24 protein-coding genes are annotated in these 25320 nt (G+C 72.3%); 15 read left to right on the forward strand and 9 right to left on the reverse strand.

The window, feature by feature from the left end; genetic code table 11:
* Positions 1–113: 113 nt before the first annotated feature.
* On the reverse strand, positions 114–1931 hold the full coding sequence (locus ACWEN6_RS31255; RefSeq protein ID WP_452575224.1) for a hypothetical protein: 1818 nt from the start codon (positions 1929–1931) through the stop codon (positions 114–116).
* Between the two features lie 35 nt (positions 1932–1966).
* On the reverse strand, positions 1967–2710 hold the full coding sequence (locus ACWEN6_RS31260) for a CAP domain-containing protein (RefSeq protein ID WP_452575226.1): 744 nt from the start codon (positions 2708–2710) through the stop codon (positions 1967–1969).
* 378 nt (positions 2711–3088) lie between these two features.
* Between ACWEN6_RS31260 and rplM the strand changes: the two genes are divergently transcribed.
* The 3 genes from rplM to glmM are packed head-to-tail and all read left to right on the forward strand — an operon-like array spanning position 3089 to position 5468.
* The gene (gene rplM / locus ACWEN6_RS31265; RefSeq protein ID WP_452575228.1) at positions 3089–3532 is read left to right on the forward strand and encodes a 50S ribosomal protein L13; all 444 of its coding nucleotides are present in this window, start codon (positions 3089–3091) and stop codon (positions 3530–3532) included.
* 53 nt (positions 3533–3585) lie between these two features.
* The gene (gene rpsI / locus ACWEN6_RS31270; protein WP_354837527.1) at positions 3586–4110 is read left to right on the forward strand and encodes a 30S ribosomal protein S9; all 525 of its coding nucleotides are present in this window, start codon (positions 3586–3588) and stop codon (positions 4108–4110) included.
* Positions 4107–5468 (forward strand): phosphoglucosamine mutase, encoded by a 1362-nt coding sequence (glmM, locus tag ACWEN6_RS31275; protein WP_452575230.1) that lies wholly within the window; start codon positions 4107–4109, stop codon positions 5466–5468. The genes rpsI and glmM overlap by 4 nt, the downstream gene beginning before the upstream one ends.
* A 189-nt stretch (positions 5469–5657) precedes the next feature.
* Here glmM and ACWEN6_RS31280 read toward each other — a convergent pair whose 3' ends face one another.
* On the reverse strand, positions 5658–6206 hold the full coding sequence (locus tag ACWEN6_RS31280; RefSeq protein WP_354837523.1) for a hypothetical protein: 549 nt from the start codon (positions 6204–6206) through the stop codon (positions 5658–5660).
* 131 nt (positions 6207–6337) lie between these two features.
* Between ACWEN6_RS31280 and ACWEN6_RS31285 the strand changes: the two genes are divergently transcribed.
* Entirely contained in the window at positions 6338–6712 is a 375-nt protein-coding gene (locus ACWEN6_RS31285; RefSeq protein WP_452575232.1) for a hypothetical protein, read from the forward strand.
* A gap of 425 nt (positions 6713–7137) precedes the next feature.
* Positions 7138–10605 (forward strand): NACHT domain-containing protein, encoded by a 3468-nt coding sequence (locus tag ACWEN6_RS31290; RefSeq protein WP_452575234.1) that lies wholly within the window; start codon positions 7138–7140, stop codon positions 10603–10605.
* Positions 10606–10615: 10 nt separating this feature from the next.
* On the opposite strand, the gene ACWEN6_RS31295 is transcribed toward ACWEN6_RS31290, so the two are convergent.
* From ACWEN6_RS31295 to coaA, 6 genes are all read right to left on the reverse strand, one after another.
* Positions 10616–11332 carry an ABC transporter permease subunit gene (locus ACWEN6_RS31295; protein ID WP_354837517.1) on the reverse strand — a complete coding sequence of 239 codons (717 nt, stop codon included), beginning with the start codon at positions 11330–11332 and terminating at the stop codon, positions 10616–10618.
* A gap of 118 nt (positions 11333–11450) precedes the next feature.
* A complete protein-coding gene (locus ACWEN6_RS31300) occupies positions 11451–12368 on the reverse strand; it encodes an ABC transporter ATP-binding protein (protein WP_354837515.1) in 918 nt (305 codons plus the stop codon).
* Positions 12365–13264, reverse strand: a complete 900-nt coding sequence (locus ACWEN6_RS31305) for an ABC transporter permease (protein ID WP_452575236.1) — start codon at positions 13262–13264, stop codon at positions 12365–12367. The genes ACWEN6_RS31300 and ACWEN6_RS31305 overlap by 4 nt, the downstream gene beginning before the upstream one ends.
* On the reverse strand, positions 13257–14165 hold the full coding sequence (locus tag ACWEN6_RS31310; protein ID WP_380825919.1) for an ABC transporter ATP-binding protein: 909 nt from the start codon (positions 14163–14165) through the stop codon (positions 13257–13259). Before ACWEN6_RS31310 ends, ACWEN6_RS31305 begins: the two co-directional genes overlap by 8 nt.
* A gap of 152 nt (positions 14166–14317) precedes the next feature.
* Complete coding sequence (locus ACWEN6_RS31315) at positions 14318–15289, reverse strand: DUF389 domain-containing protein (protein WP_452575238.1); 972 nt, start codon at positions 15287–15289, stop codon at positions 14318–14320.
* Positions 15290–15298: 9 nt separating this feature from the next.
* The gene (gene coaA, locus ACWEN6_RS31320) at positions 15299–16201 is read right to left on the reverse strand and encodes a type I pantothenate kinase (RefSeq protein ID WP_452575345.1); all 903 of its coding nucleotides are present in this window, start codon (positions 16199–16201) and stop codon (positions 15299–15301) included.
* A gap of 88 nt (positions 16202–16289) precedes the next feature.
* On the opposite strand from coaA, the gene ACWEN6_RS31325 reads away from it, so the two are divergent.
* The 10 genes from ACWEN6_RS31325 to tsaD all read left to right on the forward strand — a co-directional run bounded on the left by ACWEN6_RS31325 (position 16290) and on the right by tsaD (position 25250).
* Positions 16290–16640 (forward strand): holo-ACP synthase, encoded by a 351-nt coding sequence (locus ACWEN6_RS31325; protein WP_452575240.1) that lies wholly within the window; start codon positions 16290–16292, stop codon positions 16638–16640.
* A gap of 124 nt (positions 16641–16764) precedes the next feature.
* Positions 16765–18267: an NAD(P)H-hydrate dehydratase gene (locus ACWEN6_RS31330; protein ID WP_452575242.1), complete on the forward strand. Its 1503-nt coding sequence runs from the start codon at positions 16765–16767 to the stop codon at positions 18265–18267.
* 182 nt (positions 18268–18449) lie between these two features.
* A complete protein-coding gene (gene alr, locus ACWEN6_RS31335; protein ID WP_452575244.1) occupies positions 18450–19580 on the forward strand; it encodes an alanine racemase in 1131 nt (376 codons plus the stop codon).
* Positions 19581–19593: 13 nt separating this feature from the next.
* A complete protein-coding gene (locus ACWEN6_RS31340) occupies positions 19594–20766 on the forward strand; it encodes an alpha/beta fold hydrolase (protein ID WP_452575246.1) in 1173 nt (390 codons plus the stop codon).
* Between the two features lie 76 nt (positions 20767–20842).
* On the forward strand, positions 20843–21298 hold the full coding sequence (gene tsaE / locus ACWEN6_RS31345) for a tRNA (adenosine(37)-N6)-threonylcarbamoyltransferase complex ATPase subunit type 1 TsaE (RefSeq protein WP_452575248.1): 456 nt from the start codon (positions 20843–20845) through the stop codon (positions 21296–21298).
* A 184-nt stretch (positions 21299–21482) separates the two neighbouring features.
* On the forward strand, positions 21483–22130 hold the full coding sequence (locus ACWEN6_RS31350) for a hypothetical protein (protein ID WP_354837497.1): 648 nt from the start codon (positions 21483–21485) through the stop codon (positions 22128–22130).
* Positions 22131–22152: 22 nt separating this feature from the next.
* Complete coding sequence (locus ACWEN6_RS31355) at positions 22153–22704, forward strand: class F sortase (RefSeq protein ID WP_452575250.1); 552 nt, start codon at positions 22153–22155, stop codon at positions 22702–22704.
* Between the two features lie 386 nt (positions 22705–23090).
* Positions 23091–23759, forward strand: a complete 669-nt coding sequence (tsaB, locus tag ACWEN6_RS31360; protein WP_452575252.1) for a tRNA (adenosine(37)-N6)-threonylcarbamoyltransferase complex dimerization subunit type 1 TsaB — start codon at positions 23091–23093, stop codon at positions 23757–23759.
* Positions 23756–24226, forward strand: coding sequence for a ribosomal protein S18-alanine N-acetyltransferase (rimI, locus tag ACWEN6_RS31365; protein WP_452575254.1), 471 nt, complete (start codon positions 23756–23758; stop codon positions 24224–24226). The genes tsaB and rimI overlap by 4 nt, the downstream gene beginning before the upstream one ends.
* Positions 24219–25250 carry a tRNA (adenosine(37)-N6)-threonylcarbamoyltransferase complex transferase subunit TsaD gene (gene tsaD, locus ACWEN6_RS31370; protein WP_380825906.1) on the forward strand — a complete coding sequence of 344 codons (1032 nt, stop codon included), beginning with the start codon at positions 24219–24221 and terminating at the stop codon, positions 25248–25250. The genes rimI and tsaD overlap by 8 nt, the downstream gene beginning before the upstream one ends.
* Positions 25251–25320 lie beyond the last annotated feature (70 nt).

Consider the following 25320-nt stretch of genomic DNA (forward strand, 5'->3'; position numbering starts at 1 on the left):
CATACGCGGAAGCGTATCCACAGTCAGAGATCGGCATACCGCTATGGGCGTTTCCTGGTCTAGCTCGACAGGTGATTTGTCCGCTTAAGTGCCCATAAAGGGTGGTTCGGCGGTCAGTTGCTCCGGGCTCCGGTGAGCGCTCGGGTGTCCAGCGCCGAGAAGACGGTCGTCTCGGTGATGTCCATCGCCGCCCGGTTGAGCCGCTTCAGCTCATCCTTGGACGGCTTGTGCCCGTCCTTGTACTGGAACCACAGCAACACCAGGTAGTGCCCCTGGGGCCACGCGGTGGCGTACGACTCGCCGCCGCTGCCGAGCAGCTTGGTGGAGGAGTCCTTGCCCTGGAGCGGGCTGACGTAGTCCTCCAGCTCGCCGCCGGTGCCGGTCTTGGCGGCCTTCTTCGCCCCGGCGGCGGTGTTCAGGTTGGCCACGCCGACCGTGCCGATGAGCTTGCCGTGCGCGTCGCGGAAGCTGGCCCGCAGGAACTGCGTGCACTTGCCCGCCGTCAGAACCTTCTGCATCTCGGTGCCGTGCACGGCGTCCTTGCACTTCTTGTCCAGCCGCCGCACCGTCATGAGGTACGAGCGCCCGTGGGTGGTGACCTTCTTGCGCCCGAACACCTCACCGAGGGTGAGCGGCTGGGGATCGCTCTTGCGCGAGGCCGCGAAGCCGTACTTGCCGCCTCCGACGCGGCCCACCACGGGCGCCTGCGCCGTCGCACCGCTCGGCGAGGGAGCGGCCGTGCCGGTGGGCCGGTCGCTGCCGCTCATGATGGCGATGCCCACGACGATCACGGCGACCAGCGCCAGGACGCCTCCGATCATGAAGAGCGGAGCGCGCGACGTGCGGGGCACCAGGTCCGGCTCGCTCCTCCTGGCCTCCTTGGGAGGCGGCGGCACCGCCCCCGCCGACCCGGCCTCGGACGGCTCCGCCTGCGCCCGCGTCCTGTCGAAGGACCCGGTCTGTGCACGGCGGTTCTCGAAGGATCCGGTCTGCGCGCGGGGGCTCTCGAAGGCCCCTGTCTGTGCGCGGGTGTTCTCGAACGAGGACGTGGACTGGGACGGGGTGGCGGAGAAGGGGCCCGTCTGGGACGGGGCTCGGGTGAACGGGTCGTTCTGCGCCGGCGCGGGCGGCTCGAACGGCCGCCGGCCGAGGTCTTCGAAGGGACGCGGTCGCGCCTGCCGTCCGGAGAGCGGCCCGCTCTCGCGCGGCTCGAACGAACCCCCGCGAGGCTCGAAGGAGCCTGCGCGCGTCTCGGACGAACCGCCGCGGGACTCGAAGGAGCCTGCACGCGTCTCGGGGGAACCGCCGCGGGGCTCGCCGGACGACCTGCCTCCCTGCGTGCCGCCGTACGCCGCGCCGCTCTGCGTCCCGCCGAAGGAGCCGCCGGGGCCTTCCGCGCCGTACGCCCGCGTCCGGCCGTAGGCGCCGTCCCCGCCCGCGTCGCCACGGGTTTCGCCGTACGCCGGCCCCGCGCCCGTGTTCCCGAACGCCGACCCCTCGCCGGTGCTTCCGAAGGCCGAGCCCGCTCTCGTGTTGCCGAACGCCGGGCCTTCGCCTGTGTCGCCGAACGCCGAGCCCGCTGCCGTGTGCCCGTACGTGGCGCCGTCGCCCTCCCGTGGGGTCTCGAAGGGGCGGACGTGGCCCGGCTGCTCGGGGAAGGCGGGGGTGCGGGGCGTGCCGTACGTACGGCCGATGCCGAAAGTGGGATCGCCGGACGCGCCGGAGGGGTCGCCATATGGGTGTGGACGACGCTCGTCGGCGCGGGCCCAGGAGGGCGGGTCAGGGTCGGGTTCCGGCGTGGCGGTCCATGACGCCGGCCCGCCCGCCTCCTCCTGCGGCTCGGTCTCCGGCCGGAGGTCGCCGGGCTGCCGAGGTGTCTCGTACGGCTGGTAAGGCTGGCGGCGTGGCTGTCGATCCCCGGGGTAACCCATGCGCCGAGACTAGCCGGGCACGACGACACGACAAGTCAGGAATAGCCGAAGTCCTGTGTCCACCATGTGTCTCCCGAACCGTACGCGACGCCTACTCCGACGGTGGTGATCCGGCAGTTCAGGATGTTGCGGCGGTGCCCGGTGTTGGCCATCCAGCCCTGTACGGCCTCCTCGGCCGATTCGTAGCCGCGGGCGATGTTCTCGGCCGCGCTGTTGCCGTATCCCGCGCGGGCCATGCGGTCCCACGGGCTGAGCCCGCCGGGCGAGGTGTGGCCGAAGTAGTTCTTCGCGGCCATGTCGAGGCTGTGGGCGCGCGCGGACCGGGTGAGCCGCGGGTCGACGCGCAACGGAGCGCATCCCCGCGCGGTGCGCTCCTGGTTGGTGAGGCGGACGGCCGCGGCCTCGAGCCGGGCGGCCGGAGGTGCTCCGTCGGGGGGCGCCTGCGCCGTGTCGTCCCTGCCGCTCGCGGTGCCGACGCTCGTGCCGGGCGGCATCTCAGACCCCGAGCCGTCGATGGTGTGGCGCCGCCTGGTGGCCGTGGGCGTGGGCTGCGAACGCACGCCGGCGGTGGGGGAGACGAGCGGGCGCGTGACGTGGCCGAGGGGCGCGCGGTCGACCGAGGACGTCGCGGTGGGCCGGGGAGCCGCGAGGAGCCGGGTGCGGGTCGGCGCGGGAGGGCCGGTCTGGAGGTAGATCTCGTCGGGCCGTTCGGCGCCGTTCAGTCGCACCACCACGAAACAGGCGACCAGGGCCAGTGTCAGGCATGCCAACAGACCCACGTGGGTCCGCCGACGGGGGAACCGCTGGGTGTGCCGAAGGTGAGGGCGCTGACACATACCGCTGCCAATATAGAGAGGTCAGCTCATGTTAAAGAAGAGACGCGAGGGACTGGTTTTCGTTGAGGCATTGGTCCGATCACGGAGTAGACTCGCCGGGCGGACCCGTTGTGACGGTCCAGGTTCCGGCGTCGCCGTTTTGACCCGAGCCCGTCACCGGCGGTAGTCTGCATATTTGTTGTGTGCGAACTGGTCCCTCGTGACCGGTGCGCGGCGCGGTCCGGCGTCATCTCCCTGCTCGTGGAGACGGAAGGTCTGGGCTGTCGTGCGCCCGCCCACGACCTCCGCCAGACACGCCAACCCGACAGAAGGCTTACCACCGTGCGCACGTTCACCCCTAAGGCCACCGACGTACAGCGTCAGTGGTACGTCATCGACGCCACCGACGTCGTGCTGGGTCGGCTGGCCACCCAGGTCGCGACGCTGCTCCGCGGTAAGCACAAGCCGATCTTCGCGCCGCACGTCGACACCGGTGACTTCGTCATCGTCATCAACGCCGACAAGGTGGCCCTGACCGGCAACAAGCTGGAGCAGAAGAAGGCGTACCGTCACTCGGGCTACCCGGGCGGTCTGCGCTCGGTCTCCTACAGCGAGCTGCTCGAGAAGCGTCCCGACCGGGCCGTGGAGAAGGCCGTGAAGGGCATGCTCCCCAAGAACTCTCTCGGCCGGAAGATGGCCAAGAAGCTCAAGGTCTACGCCGGTTCCGAGCACCCGCACCTGGCGCAGCGGCCGGTGCAGTTCGAGATCACCCAGGTCGCCCAGTAGTCGCACACCGTTGGCCGACGGCTGACGCCGAGATCGAAAGTTAGAGGAGAACCGTGGCCGAGCCCACCGGTGTCGAGACGCCCCTCGAGGGCGAGCTGGACATTGCGGACAACTCCGAGGAGTTCCCGTCCGAGTACACCAGCGAGTCCGCTCCCAGCAGCGAGGTCGCCGCACGTAAGCCCATCACCACGGGCAACTCTTACGGCACCGGCCGCCGCAAGGAGGCGATCGCCCGGGTTCGCATCATGCCGGGCACCGGCAAGTGGACCATCGAGGGTCGCTCGCTGGAGAACTACTTCCCGAACAAGGTCCACCAGCAGATCGTCAACGAGCCCTTCGTGACGCTCGGCGCCGAGGACCAGTTCGACGTCTTCGTCCGCATCGACGGCGGCGGCGTGACCGGTCAGGCCGGCGCCGTCCGCATGGGCCTCGCCCGCGCGCTCACCGCGCTGGACACCGAGGTCAACCGTCCGCCGCTGAAGAAGGCCGGCTTCCTCACCCGCGACGCCCGTGAGACGGAGCGGAAGAAGGCCGGTCTGAAGAAGGCCCGTAAGGCTCCTCAGTACAGCAAGCGTTGACGGGTCGGCTGTTCGGCACCGACGGGGTTCGTGGGGTCGCGGGTCGCGACCTCACGGCCGAGCTCGCCATGGACCTCTCGGTCGCGGCGGCTCACGTCCTCGGCGATGCCGGCGCGTTCGAGTCGAGCGTCGGGCGGCGTGGCCGCCCGGTCGCCGTCGTGGGCCGGGACCCGCGCGCCTCGGGGGAGTTCCTCGAGGCCGCCGTGGTCGCCGGCCTCGCGTCGTCCGGTGTGGACGTGCTGCGCCTCGGCGTGCTGCCCACCCCGGCCGTCGCCTATCTGACCTCCGCCCTCGGGGCCGACCTCGGGGTCATGATCTCCGCGTCGCACAACCCGGCGCCCGACAACGGCATCAAGTTCTTCGCCCGTGGCGGGTACAAGCTGCCCGACGAGGTCGAGAACGACATCGAGCAGCGGCTCGGCGAGAAGTGGAGCCGTCCGGTGGGCGCGGCCGTCGGGCGGGTGCGCGAGGCGTACGGCGAGGCCGACCGGTACGTCTCCCACCTGCTGGAGACGCTGCCGGGACGCCTGGACGGCCTGCGGGTGATCATCGACTGCGCGCACGGCGCCGCGCACATGGTGGCGCCTGAGGCGCTGCTGCGCGCGGGGGCCGTCGTCGAGACGATCGGCGCCTCGCCCGACGGCCTCAACATCAACGAGGGCGTCGGCTCCACCCACCTCGACGCTTTGCGCGAGGCGGTCGTGGAGCGCGGGGCCGACGCGGGCATCGCCTACGACGGTGACGCCGACCGCTGCCTGGCCGTGACGGCGTCCGGCGAGGTCGTGGACGGCGACCAGATCATGGTGGTGCTGGCCATGGCCATGCACTCCGCCGGCACGCTCACCAAAGACACCGTCGTCGCCACCATCATGTCCAACCTCGGCTTCAAGCACGCCTTGACCAAGGCCGGGCTGACCATGGTGGAGACCGCCGTCGGTGACCGTTACGTCCTTGCGGCCATGAAGGCGGGCGGGTACAACCTGGGCGGCGAGCAGTCGGGTCACGTGGTCATGCTCGACCACGCCACCACCGGTGACGGCCTGCTCACCTCGCTGCACCTGCTGGCCGAGGTCAACCGGTCCGGCCGCTCGCTGTCGGAGCTGGCCTCGGTCATGACGCGGCTGCCGCAGGTGCTGGTGAACGTCCGGGACGTCTCCAAGGCCAAGGCGGCCGCCTCGCAGGAGCTGGCGGCGGCCGTGGCCGCCGCCGAGGAGTCGCTCGGCGACGGCGGCCGGGTGCTCATCCGGCCGAGCGGCACCGAGCCGATGGTCCGGGTGATGGTGGAGGCCGAGTCCCAGGACGAGGCCGAGTCCATCGCCCGCAAGCTGGCCGACGTCGTCCGCGCCACCTGCGCCTGACCGGCCGCGGCGCCCGCGCGGGCGCCGGCGGCCCCGGTACGGCCACGGCGCGGAGCGGACGGTCGTGGCCTTGACGCCGATGTCCCCCGTACGACCTCGTCGTGCGGGGGACGTTCGCGTCCAGAGGGCGGACACGGGCCCGAGACGCAGGCCGGTGCCCGTGGCGCGGGCGCGAATTCGCAGCGCGGGTCAGGCGTGGGCGCGCAGCGCCGCGATGACCCATTCGAAGGACGGCACGCCCGAGGGGTACGGCGGGCGGCCGTTGAGCACGGACATCAGCTCCCAGTAGCGCTCCACCCGGCGATCGGTGAAGGTCTCCAGCCGGTCGGCCAGCGCGGCCCGTTCGGCGGCGGGCGTCTCCGGCGCGACGATGCGGTCCAGGACCTGCCGGCCCTCCGGCGACTCCGGGGCGACGCCCGCCGCGACGGCCGCCCCGGCGTGCTCGATCACCGTCTGCGCGTCGTAGGGCTCCGCTTGCCCGCCGCTCTCCACGCCCGCGAGCACCATCTGGCGCACGCGCCGCTGGAACGCCTCGTCCGACAGCAGCCCGACCAGCTCGGACCACGCCTCGCCCAGCTCCTCGGCGGGGGCGTCCGGCAGTTCGTCGGGCAACCGGCGCATGGCCTGCCCGATGCCCGCTCCGGGAGCGTCGGGGGCGATGCCGGCGAAGGCCTGGTCGACGAAGCCGTCGACGATCCGCTGCCGTTCCGGTGCGGAGAGCTTGGCCAAATCGTGCATGATTTCTCGTCTCCTCAGTCATGTCCTCGAAGCATCGGTCAGGGCGATGCTTCGAGGGTCAAGACTTCACCTTCCAGTCGGTGGAGACTCAACCGCTTTTCCACATCTAGGGTGATCTAAGGTGGCTGCTCGTGGTCGTTAGGCGCAGGCACCAGGTGATGGCCGTCATCTCCCTTGCCGGAGGGGTGGCCCTGACATGGACGCTGGCGGCCACCGGCACCGACGGCGACTTCTTCCGCTCGCTGCTGTATCCGTGGACGTGCGCCGGGGTGCTGCTGGTCGCGGTCATCCTGGGCGCCGTAGTCCGCGTGGGGAGCGCCCTTGCCGTCCTGGTGCCCTTCTCGCTGCCCCAGCCACTGCTGGCCGTGTGGGACGGCATGACGCCCCGGCCCGACGGTGAGGGCGGCCTGTGGGTGCTCGGCTTCACCGTCTCGACGCTGCTGCTGGTCTTCTCGGTCGGTTGTGTCGCCATCGGAGTGTGCATCCGCCTGATGTTCCGCCGCTGAGTTCGCTTGGCCTCGCTTCGCTCGGCGGGCTCGGGGCGCCTTTGAGGCGGCGCTCTTCGTCGTCATCCGGGCTCGTTCCTCACCCTCCTTCCTCCTCAGAGCACCGCCGCGCCCCGAGCGGGTTCTTGGGCCGATCCGTTGGAATCGCTTGGCTGTGTTCGCTTGGCCTCGCTTCGCTCGGCGGGCTCGGGGCGCCTTTGAGGCGGCGCTCTTCGTCGTCATCCGGGCTCGTTCCTCACCCTCCTTCCTCCTCAGAGCACCGCCGCGCCCCGAGCGGGTTCTTGGGCCGATCCGTTGGAATCGCTTGGCTGTGTTCGCTTGGCCTCGCTTCGCTCGGCGGAGATCTCGGATCGGCGAAACGCCCCGCCCGCCGGGGGCGATTCCGGTTCAGTGGTGTCGGTGGGCCGGCGAGGAGGAGGGCATCGGTGCGGGGTCTGAAGGTCCTGGCGCGGGTGGTCGCCGGCGCGGCCGGCGTCGTCGCGGCGGGGGTGGCCACCAACCAGGTGCTCAACAACGGCGCGCTGAGCTGGAACTGGGCGTACGCCGCGTTCACCCTCGCCCTGATCGCCGAACTGTCCCGGGAGTTGCTGGTCTCCCCGCCGTCGCCCGTCCCGGGTGCCCGGCCGCCGCGCGGAGGCCTCGGCGTCTACCTGCGCCAGGTGCGCGCCAGCGTGAGCTACATGGAGACCCTTGGGGTGGCCACGCAGAGCGAGTTCATGCTGCGCACACGGCAGGTGTACGTCGATGTCAGCCTGATGCCCAAGCCGACGCACGACACCGCCCGCGAGCCGTACGTCGGCGCCGTTCCCGCGCGGCCACACGCGGTGGCCGGCGAGCGGCGGACGCTGGAGTCGTTCCTCGCGGCGGGGCACGGCGGCGGCCGGGTGCTCGCGGTCATCGGCGGCCCCGGTTCGGGCAAGACGACCCTCGTCCGCACCACCACGCTCAACCTGAGCACGCGTCGGTGGCGGTTCTGGAGGCGCGGCCCGCTGCCCGTCCTGCTCTATCTCCGCGACCACGCGGGAGCGCTGCTGGCGGCACAGCCCCCAGGGCTCGCCGAGGTGGCTACGTCGGCCGGCTGGCTGGCCGGGAGGATCCCCGCCGCGTGGCTGGAGCGGCGGCTCGACCGGGGCGGCTGCGTCGTGCTGCTGGACGGCCTGGACGAGGTCGCCGACGAGGACGACCGCATCCGCGCGGTGGCGTGGATCCGGCGGCAGATCGATCGGCATCCCCGCAACCGGTACGTCGTCACCTCCCGGCCGCACGGCTACCTGTCCAACCCGCTGCCGAGCGCCGAGGTGCTCCAGGTGCGGCGCTTCACCCACGAGCAGATCACCCGCTACCTGCACGGCTGGTACCACGCCATCGAGAGCCGCGCCGCGGGCGTCGCGGGCCCGGCCGTCAAGGAGATCGCCGCCGGCAAGGCCGACGAACTGCTCGCCCGCCTCCGCGCGGCTCCCGGCCTGTACGACCTGGCGGCCAACCCGCTGCTGCTCACCATGATCGCGAACGTGCACCGCTACCGGGGTCAGCTCCCGGCCGGCCGCGCCGCGCTGTACGCCGAGATGTGCGACGTCCTGCTGCACCGCCGCCAGGAGGCTCGCAACCAGACCGACGCTACCGGCCTGGGCGGTAAGCAGAAGGAGCACGTCGTCCGGCACCTGGCGCTGGCCATGATGTGCGACAGGGTCCGCGACATGGCCGCCGTGGACGCGTGCGAGGCGATCAGTGCAGCGCTGTGCCAGGTGGCGGAGACGGTGCCCCCCGAGGTGTTCCTGGAGGAGGCCCGCAAGAGCGGCCTGCTCGTGGAGCGCGAGCACGGCAGGTACGCCTTCGCCCATCTGACCCTGCAGGAGTACCTGGCCGCCGCCCGCGTCGGCCAGCAGGACGCGGGCCCGCTCCCCGGCCACGTGGACGACCCGTGGTGGCGGGAGACCATCCTGCTGTGGTCGGCGAACGCCGACGCGAGCCCGGTCATCGAGGCGTGCCTGACCGCAGGCACCGTTCGTGCCCTGGCGCTGGCCTTCGACTGCGCCGAGCAGGCCCTGCAGGTGGATCGGGGCGTCCGGGGGCGGCTGGAGTCCCTGCTGGACGGCGGCGACGCCGACCAGGACCAGGACCGCCGCAGGTTGCTCGCGGGGGTGAAGGCGGCGCGGAGCCTGCGCGAGGTCATCTGGCTCGACGAGAACACCGCCGTCTGCGCCCGCCCGGTCTCCCGCGACCTGTACGACATGTTCCTGCGCGACACCGGCGTACGCGGCGACACCTGGTACGGCGCAGGCGGCACGGCGCCGTCCGGGGCGGCCGGAGACGGGCCGGCGGTGGGAGTCCTCGCCGGTCACGCCCACCTGTTCGTCGGCTGGCTCAACGCCCTGCTCGGCGGCGACGTCACCTACCGGTTGCCGACCCGCGAGGAGATGAGCGACCCGGCCCTGAGCCTGGTGTCCGGCGTGTCCGGCCACACCGTCTGGGCGCGCGCCCCAGGCGACGCCGAGGCTCTCGGTGATCCCGGGCCATCAGAGGTCACCGCCACCGCCGACGACATCGTCCTGCATCAGCCGGCCGGCGTCCCGTCCCCGTACGCGCCCGACGTCTCGCGCCTCGTCGACTACCCGGCACGCGATGTCGCCCTCTGCGGCGACCACCTGGCCCTGGCAGCGGGCGTGGAGCCGTCCCCGGAGGTGTGGTCGCACACGCGCGTCTTCGCCGCCGCGCTGAGCTACGTCGACGGGCCATCGCCGGGTGCCGACAGGGATACCTTCGCCCGCGTCCTGGTCCTGGCGTTGCACCTGGAACTCGAACGCCTTGCTGACATCGTCGTGACCCATGCGCCGCACAACCGTCGGGCCGTGGTGCTCTCCCGTGTTGTGCGACTGGGAGAGGCCCTCGCCCTGGATGTCGCATCCCACGCCGGCCTTACCCAGGTCCTCCAACCTGACGAATCGGCGCACGCCGACCTGCAGGGCAGGACGGCGCGGAACTCCCGGGACGTCTCATCGGTGTTGTCGGTGATCGAGCAGATCGACCGCGCCTTGGGCGCCCTTGGAGACGTCAAATCCGATATGGAGGATCTCGCGGAATCCCTGCACGTATCACGCTGGAGCGTGCACGTGACGAGTCTGGAGTCAGCGCTTCAGTTCGCCGCCGAGGTGGATCGTGTGCGCCGTCGACTCGACCTCATGTCCGGCGATCCGGTGGGGGAGCTGAACCGCGTCGGAGCCCTGGACAGGCTGTCCGGTCTCCCCGGCGACCCGGTTCACCCTACGGATGTTCTCCTCGACTACTACGACGGCGCGGACACCTCCGGCCGTGATCACCACCTCAGGCGCGCGCTCGGCCTGGCCCTGGTGATGCATGACGAGCGGTTCGAGGGCACGATGATCGCGCTGCACGCTCTGCTCGGTCTGTGGCGGCGGCCGTGCGAGGTGAATCCCAGCACGGAGAAGGACCAGGCCGTCGGTACCCCTTCTCTCGATCGGGTGCTCGCCGACTTCACCAGCGACCTGTCCTTCACGCTGCGCTACCGCGGGAACCCGATCGTCGCCCTGAATGAGGCCATAGCCGGACTGACATTCCCAGTCCGCATCGACCTCGACGACGACGCGGAGTCCGCACGCGAGCGGGCCCTGCGTCTGGCCGAGGAGGCCGAGCAACTGATCGCCCCGGCCCTGCGCGACGGCGCCTCCTACAACGTGATCGACTTCGCCCACGCGCGCGTGCGCCTGATCGCCGCCGTGGCGGCGCTGCGGCCACTGTCCGGCGACTCGACCGTCGGGTGGATCTCCGACGTGACCGAACGGCTCACCGAGGCCATGGCCGGGCTCGCGGGCCTTCAGGAACGGTTCGAGGGCCGCCTGCCGGCGAACGAGCTCATCGTCCTGGTGCGGAGCTGAAACCGGCGGGTCACTCGTCGCCGGTGAGGGAGAGGGAGCGCAGGCGGTTTCCGGCCCACAGGACGGCGCCGATGGTGACGATCAGGACGGCGGGGACGGCGAAGCCCATGGTGACGGTGGGCTTGAAGAAGTCGGTGGAGGTGAGCTGCCCGGCGAAGGTCTGCGCCCACTGCTGGATGGAGAAGTTGCGCGCCCCCGGCACCAGGCCGCCGACCAGGCTCTCCCAGACCACGGCGTAGATGATGCCGACCGTCACCGCGTGCCGGGTGATGACGCCGAGCAGCAGGAACACCGCCGAGTAGGCGATGCCGCCGATCAGCGCGCCGAGCGCGAACCCGGCGGCGATGCCGGCCTCGTCGCGCAGCAGGAGGTACCCGGCCACGAACGTCGGGACGGCGGCGAACAGCGCGAGCAGCGAGGCGGCGACCGCGAACTTCGTCACGGCGATCACCGGGCGCGAGATCGGCTTGGACAGCAGGTGGATGATCGTCCCGTCGTCGATCTCGGGCGAGATGGTGCCCGTGCCGGCGATCAGGCCGAGCAGCGGCAGCATCGTGCCGATGGCGTAGACCTGCATGAGGGTGACCGTGGCCCGCTCGTCGGTGCTGCCCACCAGGCGCAGCACCACGGCCAGGCCGATGAGGACGAGCGGGAGCAGGATCAGCAGCAGCACCCGGCGGCGCCCGAGCACGGCGCGGTAGGTGATGCCGGCGACGACGGAGTTCATCGGACGCTCCGGAAGGTCAGGTGTGCGGGGGTCGGGCGGCCGGGTCGGCGCGGGCCGGTCACCGAGCGGCCCAGGAGGTGGGGACCGGTGACCGGGTGCTCTGCGGAGTGGGGACCGGTCATCGGGTGCTCCGGGAGATCAGGTAGGAGAAGACGCTCTCCAGGTCCTCGTCGGCGGGCGAGAGTTGCCAGACGCTGACGCCGGCGTCGCGCGCGACGCGGGGGAGCAGCCAGGTGAACCTGCGGAAGTCCACGGCCTGCACCTCGAGGCCGGCCTCGCTCAGCGAGACCGCGCCGGAGGAGGCGTCGGCGATCAGCGCTGCGGCCAGTTTCCGGTCGTCGCTGGAGCGCACGCGGAACAGGTGGGGCCGGTCGGTCATGCGCCGCCGGATCTCGCGGAAGTCGCCCGAGGCGGCGTGCCGGCCGGCCACCAGCACCTCGATCTGCTGGGCGACCCGCTCGACCTCCTCCAGGATGTGCGAGCTGAACAAGATCGTGCGCCCGGCGGATCCGAGCTCTCTGACCAGGTCCATCAGGTGCAGCCGCTGGCGCGGGTCCATGCCGTTGAACGGCTCGTCCAGCAGCAGGACCTGCGGGTCGTGGACCAGGGCGGCGGCGACCTTGACCCGCTGGCGCATGCCCTTGGAGTAGGTCTCGACGCGGCGGTCCTTGGCGTCCTCCATCTCGACCATGGCCAGCGCCTTGGCCGCGGCGTCCTCGGGGGACGGCAGGCGGTGCAGGCGGGCGCTGGACAGCACGAACTGCCAGCCGGTGAGGAAGCCGTAGACGGCCTCGCGCTCGGGGACCAGGCCGATCGAACGGTAGATCTGGTGGTTGCGCCAGATCGGCCGCCCGTCGAGGGTCGCGGTGCCGGTGGAAGGAGCGAGGAACCCGGCCATCATGTGCAGCAACGTGGACTTTCCGGCGCCGTTCGGGCCGAGCAGCCCGGTCACGCCGGGCCCGACGGTCATGGTGACGTCGTTGACGGCCACGACGTTGCCGTACCAGCGGGAGACCTGTGCCAGTTCGATGTTCACGATGAGGCCGCCTTGCGGTAGCGGAGGACGAGCGCGGTCACCGACACGGCGAAGATCGCGAGCACGACCGCGGCGGCGAACGGGCCGCCCGCCCCGGCCGGGTAGCCGTCGCCGTTGTTGGGCGCGGTGCCGAACAGCCACACCTGCACGGCGTCCACCAGGAAGAACGGATTGATCAGCCAGGCCCACTGGGCGGCGCTGTCGCGGCTGACCGACATCAGCACGCCGACCAGCACCCCGGAGATGGCCGAGGAGAGCAGATAGACCGCGATGACCGAGGCCACGCCGAGCCCGCGCCGCGGGGTGAACGACGCGAGCGCCACGCCGACCGAGGCCAGCAGCACCGCGTAGACGACCGAGGTGCCCAGCGCGGCGAAGTAGTCATGGGTGTGCGGCGGCCCGGGCAGGTCGATGAGCAGCTCGCCGATGTAGAGGGTGGTCAGCGGCACCGCGACCAGCAGGAACAGCGCCGCGGCCATGGCCGTGAGCTTGGCCGCCACGTAGTCGCCGGTCTTGACCGGCCGCGACAGGTACAGCGGCAGCACGCGGAAGCGCAGGTCGGGGGCCACCAGGTAGGGCGCCTGGGCGGCGAGGAAGACCGCCAGCACCGCCTGCATCGTCACGGCGTAGGACGGGTACGTCAGTCCTTCGCGCTTGATCAGCGCCATGATCGCGATCGAGACGGCGGCCGGCAGCATCATGACCGCGCCCAGCCCGAACGGCATGATCTTGGCGCGGGCGGTGCGGCCGAGGCCGAAGACGCCGCGAAGGCTGTGCACCGCGAGGGCGGCGAAGGCGTGGCCCCGCCCGTGCCTCGGGCCCTCGTAGTGCCGGTAGCCGATGTCGTGGATCACGCCGGTGGGGGCGCTGACCGGCGCGGGGATGGTCTCAGACATGGGAGGCCTCCTCCCTGAAGACGTCCTCGATGCGGTGGCGGCCCTGCTCAAGGCGGACCAGGCTGAGATCCAGGTCGCACACGGCGTCCCGGACGACGTCGAAGGTGTCGGGGGAGCCGGCCTCGACGCTCAGCATGCGGCCGAGCGGGGTGACCTGCCGCCCGATCTCGCCGAGGCGCGCGGCCAGGCGGTCGGCGCCCTCCTCGACCTCGACGAGGATCGAGTGGGTGGCCTGGGTGAACTCCCCGATGGCCGAGGAGCGCAGCAGGCGCCCTCCGTCGATGACGATGACGTGGTCGCACACCCGTTCGAGCTCGCCGAGCAGGTGGGAGGTGACCACGACGCTGATGCCGAACTCGGTGCCGATGCGCCGGATCAGCGCCAGCATGTCGTCGCGGCCCTGCGGGTCCAGGCCGTTGGTCGGCTCGTCCAGGAAGACCAGCTTGGGGTCGTGCACGAGGGCCTGGGCCAGCTTGACCCGTTGCCGCATGCCGGTGGAGTAGCCGCCGATGGGCCGGTAGCGCTCCTCGTACAGGCCGACGTGGCGCAGGGTGTCGGCGGCGCGTTCACGCGCGGCGGTGCGCGGCAGGCCGGACATCTGCGCCATGTGCACCGTGAACTCGGTGGCGGACACGTCGGGCGGCAGGCAGTCGTGCTCGGGCATGTAGCCCACGACGTGCCGGATGTCGAGGGCCTGGGTGCCGGGATCGAAGCCGAGGACGGTGGCGCGGCCCTCGGTCGGTGGAAGCAGGCCGAGCAGGATCTTGATGAGCGTGGACTTCCCCGCTCCGTTGGCGCCGACCAGGCCGGTGACACCCGACCCCGCGGTGACGGTGAGGCGGTCGAGCGCCGTCACCCGGGGAAAGCGTTTGGTGAGTCCCTCGGTCGCGAGGATGGTCATGACCTGGACACTATCCAAGCCCGCGCGGCCCGGCCTCCCTCACACGGAGGAACCCCGCCTCATCCGGGGGACGGGCTCGGCGACGGTTCCCCCTAAGGGCTTCCTCAGGGCTCCGCGGACGCTGAGCGACGCGAACGCGCCCGGGGAAGGGTTCAGGAGCGCCGCGACCCCGCCCGCGCGTGCTGGACGGGGGCGCGCGTGATGCGCACGCCGTACTTCGACCAGAAGAAACGCTGGACGAGCAGGGTGAGCGTGCCCGCGATCACCATGCCCGCGATGTTGACCGCGAGCTGGACGACCGAGCCGCCGACGTCCCCCCAGCGGCCGAGCGCGAGGGCCACGGCGGCGTACCCGGCGGCCGGCACCGTGGTGACCGAGATGAACACGCCCACCAGCGCCGAGGACTTGCCGGCCGTGACCGACAGCACCCCGGCCCCTCCGGCGAGCAGCGCGACGATGAACGACCACTTGTCCGGCTTGACGATGAACTCCACCTCGGCGTGCCCGTCCAGGCTGTGCGGGGTGATCCAGCCGACGGCGGAGTACAGCAGCGCGCACACGCAGGTGACGGCGATGGCCACGGCGAACCCGGTGACGAGCGCCCGGGCGGCGCTGCCGATGAGCCGCCGGTCGCGGCGCAGCAGTCCGAACGAGATGCCGGCCACCGCGCCGAACTCGGGCCCGAGGACCATCGCGCCGACGATCAGGATGAGGGACGGCAGGAGCACGCCGATCGCCGCGAGCTGTGTGGCGATGGTGAGGAAGGCGAGGAACGCCCAGGTGACGCGGCAGTCGCCCGCCACCTGGCGGGAGAACTCCTCCCACACGACGGCGTCGTCGGGGGCGCCCGGCGCCTCGGCCTCGGCGGCGTCGGCGACCTGCGACAGCGACAGATCGACCCGCTCGACGGCGATCGAGCCGTCCTCGGGCAGGCGCAGCTCCTTCAGCCGTTCGATGATCTCGTTGGTGGCCTCCCGCGCGGCGTCGAAGAGCAGCACGTCTCCCTTGGGACGATGGCCGGCGCCGGGCATCACGACGATGTTGGTGACGCCGGTGGCGCCGTCCAGCAGGCTCAGCACGTCGGCCGTGCGGTCGGACGGGGAGATCACCCGTAAGTGCAACACGGGCGAAGCCTATGTGCGGCGGAGCTGGATGCGGCGCACCGAGTGGTCGGCCCCCTTGTGCAGGACCAGGCCCGCGCGCCCGCGCGTGGGGGCGATGTTCTCGATCAGGTTGCGCTCGTTGACGTCGCGCCAGACGTCCTTGGCGAAGCGGGTGGCGTCCTGCTCCGACAGGTCGGCCAGGTAGGCGAAGTAGGACTTGGGGTCGGCGAAGGCCGTGCGGCGCAGTTGGTGGAACCGGTCGACGTACCAGGACCGGATGTCCTCGACCCTGGCGTCCACGTAGATCGAGAAGTCGAAGAAGTCGTTGACGGCGAGCGCGGTCGGCGGGGCGGGCTGCAGCACGTTGAGGCCCTCGACGATCAGGATGTCCGGCCGGCGCACGGCCTGCGCGGCGCCCGGGACGATGTCGTACTCCAGGTGGCTGTAGACCGGGGCGTGGACCTCGGGCACCCCCGCCTTGACGTCGGCGACGAAACGCACCAGCGCCCGGCGGTCGTAGCTCTCGGGGAAGCCCTTGCGGTGCGGGATGCCGCGCTCTTCCAGCACCGCGTTCGGGTACAGGAAGGAGTCGGTGGTGATCAGGTCCACCCGGGGGTGCTCGGGCCAGCGGGCGAGCAGGGTGTGCAGCAGCCGCGCCGTGGTGGACTTGCCGACGGCGACGCTGCCCGCGATGCCGAGGATGTACGGCGGCGGCTCGCGGTCGTCGCCCAGGAAGGTGTTGACGGCCGCGCTGCGCTGCCGCGCCCCGGTGAAGTGGAGGTTGAGCAGGCGGGTCAGCGGCAGGTAGATGTCGGTGACCTCGGCCAGGTCGATCGGGTCGTCGACGCCGCGCAGCTCTTCGAGCTCCCCGGCCGTGAGGGTGAGAGGCGTGTTCTCTCGCAGGTCCCGCCAGTGCTCGCGGCTCAGCTCCACGTACGGGTTGGGTGCCTCCATGGCGGCAAACTCTACTGACGGCCCGGCCTTCGATCTCGCCGGGGCCGCGTTGCGGCAGAATGGTGCGGTGATCGTGGGGATCGGCGTGGACATCGTGGACATCGCGCGCCTGGGCGCCGCCCTCGAGCGCACGCCGACCCTGCGCGACCGCGTCTTCACCGACGCCGAGAAGGGGCTTCCCGTCGCGTCGCTGGCCGCCCGCTTCGCCGCCAAGGAGGCCGTCGCCAAGGCGCTGGGCGCGCCGCCCGGCCTCGGCCACCGCGAGGCCGAGATCACCGTCGCCGAGCACGGCCGGCCGGTGCTCGGGGTGTCCGGCCGGGTCGCCGAGGTGGCCGCGCGGCTCGGCGTCCGGCGCTGGCATGTCTCCCTCAGCCACGACGGCGGCCTCGCCGTCGCCTACGTGATCGCCGAAGGCTGACCCCGCGCTGCTGTGCCGGACGATCGCGACGAGGGGACGGCGGTCGGGTGCGTGGCCCGGCGACCGGTGACCGCGCGGCGGGTGCCCTTCGCGATGGTGATCGGTGCGGGCTACATTCGGTGAGATGCTGACCGCGTACACCTCCGACCAGATCAGGGCGGCCGAACGGGCGCTCATGGCACTGCTCCCCGAGGGCACGCTCATGCGCCGTGCCGCCTCCGCCCTGGCCGTGGCCTGCGTGAACGTCCTGCCCCGCGTGTACGGCTCCTACGTCGTGCTGCTGGTCGGCAGCGGCGACAACGGCGGCGACGCGCTGTACGCCGGAGCCCTGCTGGCCCGCCGCGGCGCCCGGGTGCACGCCGTCCTGGCCGGGCGCAGGACGCACGAGGGCGGCCTCGCCGAACTGCGCCGCGCCGGCGGCAGGACCGTGGAGGCGAAGGACGGCGACCCCGAGGCCGACCGCGAGCTCGCCGGGCTGGTCGAGCGGGCGGACGTCGTCGTGGACGGCCTGGTCGGCATCGGCGGCACCGGCGCGCTGCGCGAGCCGTACGCGGCGCTGGCCCGCATGACGGCGCGGGCGCCGGGTGTCGTCGTCGCCGTGGACGTGCCGAGCGGCGTCGACGCGAGCACCGGGGAGGTCGCGGGCGAGGCGGTCGCCGCGCACCTCACGGTGACCTTCGGCGGGGTCAAGGCCGGCCTGCTGATCGACCCGGGGGCGAGCCGCGTGGGCACCCTGCACCCGGTGGACATCGGCCTCGGGCCGCACCTGCCGGACCCCGAGGTGGAGGCGCTCACGGGCGCGGACGTCGCCGCCCGGCTGCCCCGGCCGGGCGCCGAGTCCGACAAGTACCGCAGGGGCGTCGTCGGCGTCGTCGCGGGCAGCGACCGGTTCACCGGGGCCGCCGTGTTGTCGGTCGGCGGCGCCGTGCGGGCCGGCGCCGGGCTGGTGCGCTTCGCGAGCGCCGCCGAGCCGGTCGCCCAGGTGCGCGCCCGGTGGCCCGAGGCGGTGACGAAGGTCATCGCCCCTGAGGAGGGGGTGGGCGACGTCGGCCGGGTGCAGGCGTGGGTGCTCGGGCCGGGCATGGGCACCGGTGACGAGGCGCACGCGCTGGCGCGGTCGGTCCTGGCGAGCGACGTCCCGGTGCTGGTCGACGCCGACGGGCTGACCGTCGTCTCCCGCGACAGGACGCTGCTGCGCCGCGACGCGCCGACGCTGATCACGCCGCACACGGGCGAGCTCGGCCGCCTTCTGGGCGTCGCGCCCGCCGACATCGAGGCCCGGCGCCTGCACTACGCGGAGCATGCGGCGCGGGAGCTGAGAGTGACCGTTCTTCTCAAGGGGTCGACTACCCTGGTCGCCGAGGAGGGCAGGCCGGTCCGCGTGAACGTCACGGGCACCCCATGGCTGGCCACCGGCGGTACGGGCGACGTGCTCGCCGGCATCGCGGGAGCCTTCCTCGCCGGGGGGCTGAGCTGCTATGACGCCGCTTCGTGCGCGGCCTACCTGCACGGCCTGGCCGGGCGGCTCGCGGCCGGCGATCCGCGGGACGGTGAGGCGCCGATCGCGGCGCTCGACGTCGCGCTGGAGATCCCCGCCGCCGTCCGCGAGCTCACCGCGCGTGCCTGACCCCGGACTCCCTCCAGGGCGACCCGCACGGCGTCCGGCCGCCCTCTGAAGGGCGGCGTCCAAGGCCGTGACCCGACCTATCCCGATAAACCGCACCACTGTGGCGAGCGCCACCGGCTCCCGTGCCGCCGACCGGCACGGGCACGGCCCGTCACTGCCAAACTGAGAAGGTGAGCTTCCCCATGGACGGTTCTCTCGTGACGCCGGCTCAGGCCCGGGTGGACCTCTCCGCCATCGCGCACAACCTCGCCGTGGTCCGCCGGCACGCGCCGGCCGCCGAGATCATGGCGGTGGTGAAGGCCGACGCCTACGGCCACGGCCTGGTGCCCTGCGCGCGCGCCGCCCTGGACGCCGGCGCCTCGCGTCTCGGCACGGCCTACATCCAGGAGGCGCTGGACCTGCGCGCCGCGGGCGTGACCGCGCCCATCCTGACGTGGATCATCACCCCGGGCGAGCCCATCGACGACGCCGTGGCCGCCGCGGTGGACCTGTCGGCGGGCGCCGTCTGGGTGCTGGACGACATCGCGGCCTCGGCCCGCCGCGCCGGCCGCACGGCGCGCGTCCACCTCAAGATCGACACCGGCATGACCCGTGGAGGCGCCACCGCCGGCGACTGGCCGGCGCTGCTCGAGCGGGCGCTGGCCGCCCAGGCCGAGGGCCTGGTCGAGATCGTCGGCCTGTGGTCCCACCTGGCCTGCGCGGACATCCCCGGGCACCCCGCGATCGAGGGCCAGCTCGCCGCGTTCGAGGACGCCCTCGCGGTCGCCGAGAAGGCCGGGGTGGCCGGGCCGCGCGTCCTGCGCCACATCGCCAACTCGGCCGCCGCGCTGAACATCCCGCGGGCCCACTACGACATGGTGCGGCCCGGCCTCGCGATGTACGGGCTCAGCCCCATCCCCGAGATGGGCGACTTCGGGCTGCGCCCGGCGATGACGCTCACCGCCCGGCTGGCGATGGTCAAGCGGGTGCCGGCCGGGTCGGGGGTGTCCTACGGGCACCTCTACGTCACCGAGCGCGAGACCACCATGGCGCTGGTGCCCCTCGGCTACGCCGACGGCGTCAGGCGTGCGGCGACCAATCGCGGGCAGGTGTGGGCCGCGGGCCGGCGGCGCACGATCGCCGGCCGGGTGTGCATGGACCAGTTCATGATCGATCTGGGCGACGACGAGGTGAGCGAGGGCGATGAGGTGATCCTGTTCGGACCGGGGACGGCGGGCGAGCCGACCGCCCAAGACTGGGCCGATTCCCTCGGCACGATCACTCATGAGATCGTGACCAGCATCGGTTCACGCGTGCCGCGCGTTCACCGCTGATAGGAGGTCGTGAATGTCGACACGGCGCAGGGTCGGGATCGCCGGGGCGGTCGTCGGGACGGCGTCGGCGGGGCTCGCGGCCACGGCCCTGGCCAAACGGTACGTCGTGGGCCGCATCCGTCTGCGGCCCGACCTGGAGGCGAGCGAGCCGTTCGGCGAGCTGCGCGGGCGGCGTACGACCGTCAAGACCTCCGACGGCGTCGAGCTGTACGCCGAGGTCGACGGGCCCGAGGACGCCCCGCTCACCGTCGTGTTCTGCCACGGGTACACGCTGAACCTCGACTCCTGGCACTACCAGCGGCGCGACCTGCGCGACCGCTACCGCCTGGTCTTCTGGGACCAGCGGTGCCACGGGCGCTCGGCGCGCACTCCGGCCGACGACTGCACCATCGACCGCCTCGGGGACGATCTCGCCGAGATCCTCAGGCAGCTGGTGCCCGGTCCGTGTGTGCTGGTCGGCCACTCCATGGGCGGCATGACGGTCATGGCGCTGGCCGACAGCCGGCCCGAGCTGTTCGGCGACAAGGTGCGCGGCGTCGCGCTGATCTCCACCTCGGCCGGCAAGCTGGCCGAGATCACCCTGGGCCTGCCGGCGCTGGTGTCCAAGGTCGTCCACTGGGCGGCGCCGCCGGCGGTGTCGGTGCTCGGCCGCCGCGCCGCGCTCATCGACCGCGGCAGGCAGGCCGGCAACGACGTGTCGTTCCTCGCCCTGCGCTACCTGGCGTTCGGCGACCCGTCCAACGTCAGCCCCACGGTGGTCGACTTCGCCGAGTCGATGATCCGCTCCACGCCCACCGACGTCATCGCCGACTTCTACCCGGCGCTGATGTCGCACGACAAGCTGGCCGCGCTGGACATCGTGGGCAAGGTGCCGGTCGAGGTCGTCGTGGGCGACAAAGACTGGCTGACCCCGCCCGACCACAGCAAGGCGATCAACGCCGGCGTGCCCTCCTCGCGGCTCACCGAGGTCCCCGGCACCTCACACCTGGTGCTGCTGGAGAAGCCGGCGATCGTCAACGAGGTGATCGCCGAACTGCTCGAGAGGGTCGCCGCGGCCGGGCGGCCCGGCGAGGCCGCGGACGAGGCGGAGACGACCATGTCCGCCGTCGCCGCCGGCGGCTCGGGGAAGGCCGACGGGGCGGCGCCACAGCAGGACGAGGGCCCCGGCGAGGAGGAGGCCTCGTGAGCGGGCCTTGCGAGTACGGGGTACGGGGGGAGAGTCCGATGCACGGTTCGACCAGGCACGCGGTGGAGGGACCACGATGAGGCGCGCGGCGACGACCGAGGAGATGTGGGCGCTGGGCGAGGAGGTCGCCCGTCTGCTGCGCCCGGGGGATCTCGTGGTGCTGTCCGGCCCGCTGGGCGCCGGCAAGACCACGCTGGTGCAGGGCATCGCCGAAGGGCTGAAGGTCCGCGGCCCGATCACTTCGCCGACGTTCGTGATCTCCAGGGTCCACCCGTCACTGGCCGGGGGCCCGGCCCTGGTCCACGCGGACGCCTACCGGCTCGGGGGCGCGCTGGAGGTCGACGACCTCGACCTCGACGCCTCCCTGGAGGACTCCGTCACCGTGGTCGAGTGGGGGGAGGGCCTGGTGGAGGGCCTGGCCGACGACCGGCTCGAGATCACCATCGAGCGCGGCGACGCGGGCGACGAGCGGCTGGTGCGGCTGCGCGGCGTCGGGCCGCGATGGAAGGACATGCCCGGCTCCTTCGATTGACCGCCTTTCCGCGATCTAGACCGGTAATCTAGCCAGCCTTGACGCGCGCCCCTGTTGCTATGGATCATCGGAATGAAGATCGTTCCAATGGATTGCCCTTATTTTTCTGGGTATGCAGGTGGGGTAGCGCCTAAGCGTGGTCGTGTCGGGCGGGGTCGAATCGCAGGCGAAGTGGAGTGCGACGGTGCACAGGGTCGGGCAGGTCGCGGTTGCTGGAGCATTCCTACTCACGGGAGGCGTCGCCTGCACGGCGGAGGCGCAGAGCGGCGCCCCGACGCCCACCCCGAGCCCGTCGGTGAGCAGGCAGGACATCCGTGTCCAGCTCATCCCCGATCGGGTCCAGGGCGGGGCGACCCGGTCCATCAGGGTCCGGGCGTACTGCCCGCTGCCGCAGGGCGGCACCGCCTACCGCGCCACCGCGCGGTCCGACGCGTTCACCGGCCTGGTCACTCTGACCCAGCCGCCCCCGGCCAGCCCGGCCGCGACCTCCACCCCGGTGACCGCGGCCGCGCCGCCGCCGGAGGTGCACGGCTTCGCCCTCGTCGACGAGGACTCCAACCCCGGCCGCTACCAGGTCGAGGTCAAGTGCGAGGCCACCAACGACATCGGCAAGGCCACCCTCACCGTGGTCGCCCGGCCCAAGGCCACGGCGACCCCCACCCGCAACCGCGTCGTGCCCACCCGGGCGCCGCGCGCGGGCGGTGGCGGCACGGCGGCCGGCGGGCCGGCCGAGGAGCCCTCCGGCATCCCCGGCGGGGTGGTCGCGGCGGCCCTCGCCGCGGCCCTGGCCGGCGGCGTCGCGGTGGCCCGCCGCAGGTCCAAGACCGGCTGAGCTTCGCGCCCCCGCACCACCCATGGCTGACTCTCCCAAGTGGCTGAAGGTCGTGGCGATCGGGTTCGTCACCGGGACGATCATGTTCGCCATGACCGACCGGGACAAGGACGCCGCCGCGCCCCGGCAGGCCGCCACCGTCCCCAAGCGCATCGACATCCCATCACTGAACCTCAAGGCGCCCCTGATGAAGCTCGGGCTCTCCGACGACGGAGAGGTCGAGCTGCCGCCGTTCGAGAAGCCCGCGACGGCCGGATGGTTCGACCAGAGCGTCGTGCCCGGCGACGAGGGCGCCTCGGTGATCATCGGGCACGTGGACACCAAGACGGCCCCCGCGGTCTTCTACCGCCTCCGCGACGTCAAGAAGGGCGCCCTGGTCAAGATCCTGCGCAGCGACGGCAAGACGGCCACCTACAAGGTCGACGCCATCGAGCAGATCGCCAAGGACCACTTCCCCGCCCAGCGCGTCTACGTGGACGACGGCCTCCGCCTCATCACCTGCGGCGGCGTCTTCGACCGCAGAACCCACGAATACCTGGACAACATCATCGTCTACGCCTCCAGAACCACCTGATCTCCGAACCCAGCCGCTTTCTCGGCTCACCCGGCGGTTGGGTCGCCCCGTTTGTGTCACCTGACCTCTCCCGGCACCCCATGGCCTTGCGGGTGCCGCCCCTTCCTGGGGCCACCCGACGATCCGGCTCCCACCCACCCCTCTGTGGTACCTGCCATCTCGTCCCCGAACCCCATGGCCTGGCCCCCCACGCCGTGCTCGGGCGCGCCGGTGTCCTGACCGACGAAGGAGGAAGTGCGAGGAACGAGCGCTTCCGAGTGAGGAGGGAAGGGCACCGGCTCAAAGGCGCCCGAGCACCGCGCGACCGAAGGGAGCGCCATAAGCAGGGCGCCCGAGCACAGCGCGAGCGGAGCGAGCGCAATCAAACACAGCTAGGCTTAATGTTCGTGCTGGTCTTGGCCTTCGATACCGCGACTCCGGCCGTCACGGCGGCGCTTCACGACGGCGAGCGGGTGCTCGCCGAGTCGACGACGATCGACGCGCGCCGTCACGGCGAGCTGCTCGTTCCGTCCGTGCGCGAGGTTCTGCGCGAGGCGGGGGCCTCGCTGCGCGATGTGACGGCGATCGTGGCGGGGGCGGGTCCCGGGCCGTACACGGGGCTGCGCGTGGGGCTGGTGACGGCGCAGGCGTTCGCCGCGACGGCCGGCGTCCCGGCGTACGGGGTGTGCACGCTGGATGTGCTGGCGTACGCGAGCGGCCTGGACGAGCCGTTCGTGGTGGCGACCGACGCGCGCCGCAAGGAGGTCTTCTGGGCCCGCTACGCGGACATGCGCACGCGCGTGGAGGGCCCGTCGGTGGACCGCCCGCAGGATGTGCCGGGCGGGTTGCCGGTGCTCGGGGCGGGCGCGCGCATGTACGCCGAGATCGTGGGCGAGGACCGGCTGGTGCCGGGCGCCGCCGACTATCCGGCCGCGGGCGCGCTGGCCGGGCTGGCCGCCGAGCGCCTGGCCACGGGCGCCCCTGGGGACGACGGGGTGCTGACGGCGCCGCATCCGATCTACCTGCGCCGTCCGGACGCCCGGGTGCCGGGTCCGCCGAAGAAGGTCACCGTATGACCGGCGCCACGCTGCGCCAGATGACCGAGAACGACCTGCCGGCGGTTCTGGCGATCGAGCGTTCGACGTTCCCGTTCGACGCCTGGAGCGAGGGCATGCTGCGGGGCGAGCTGGCCGACCAGCCGCGCACCCGGCACTACATCGTGGCCGTGGCAGGCGGAGAGGTGGTCGGGTACGCCGGGCTGGCGGCGGCGGGCGACCAGGCGGACGTGCAGACGATCGCCGTGAACGCGGGGCACCAGCGGGCGGGCATCGGCAGCGCGATGTTGCGGGCGCTGCTGGAGGAGGCCGGGCGCCGGGGCGCGACGGCGGTGTTCCTCGAGGTCCGGGCGGACAATCCGCCCGCGCAGGCGATGTACGAGCGTTTCGGGTTCGAGCGCATCGGGTTGCGGCGCGAGTACTACGACGACGGAACCGACGCGATCATGATGATGAGAAAGCTGGAGGAGGGGAGCGCGAATGGCTGAGGAACCTCTGGTCCTGGGCATCGAGACCTCCTGCGACGAGACGGGCGTCGGCATCGTCCGCGGCAACACGCTGCTGGCCAACGCGGTCGCCTCGAGCGTCGAGGAGCACGCGCGGTTCGGCGGCGTCGTGCCGGAGGTGGCGTCGCGGGCGCACCTGGAGGCCATGACGCCGACCGTCGAGCGCGCCTTGGAGCAGGCGGGCCTGCGCTTCTCCGACATCGACGCCGTGGCCGTCACCGCGGGCCCCGGGCTCGCCGGGGCGCTGCTGGTGGGGGTCGCGGCAGCCAAGGCGTACGCGCTGGGGCTCGGGGTGCCGCTGTACGGGGTGAACCACCTGGCGGCGCATGTGGCGGTGGACCAGTTGGAGCACGGTCCGCTGCCCAAGCCGTCGATCGCGATGCTGGTGTCGGGCGGTCACTCGTCTCTGCTGCTGGTCCCGGACGTCGCCAAGGATGTGATCTCCCTCGGCTCGACGGTGGACGACGCGGCGGGTGAGGCGTTCGACAAGGTGGCCAGGGTGCTCGGCCTGCCCTTCCCGGGCGGCCCGTACATCGACCGCGCGGCGGCCGAGGGGTCGGGGACGGCGGTCGCGTTCCCGCGCGGCAAGTACGACGACGGCACGCTCGACTTCTCGTTCTCGGGGCTCAAGACGGCCGTCGCGCGCTGGGTGGAGGCCAAGGAGCGCGCGGGCGAGCCGGTGCCCGTGGCGGACGTGGCGGCCTCCTTCCAGGAGGCCGTGGTGGACGTGCTGACGCGCAAGGCGTTGCAGGCGTGCCGGCGTTACGAGGTGGAGGATCTGCTGATCGGGGGCGGCGTGGCCGCCAACTCGCGGCTGCGCGCGCTGGCGCAGGAGCGGTGCGACGCCGCGGGGGTGCGTCTGCGCGTGCCGCGTCCGGGGTTGTGCACCGACAACGGCGCGATGATCGCCGCTCTCGGGTCGGAGCTGGTGGCGGCCGGGGTGGCCCCCTCGCCGCTGGACATTCCCGCCGATTCCTCCATGCCCGTGACCACCGTCCACGTCTGACGGCTCGCCACCCGATGCCCGTCGGGTGGGGCGGCGCCGGGGTGGTCCGTCTTGAGGTGCCGCCGGAGTG

The organism is Sphaerisporangium sp. NPDC004334, assembly GCF_053602655.1.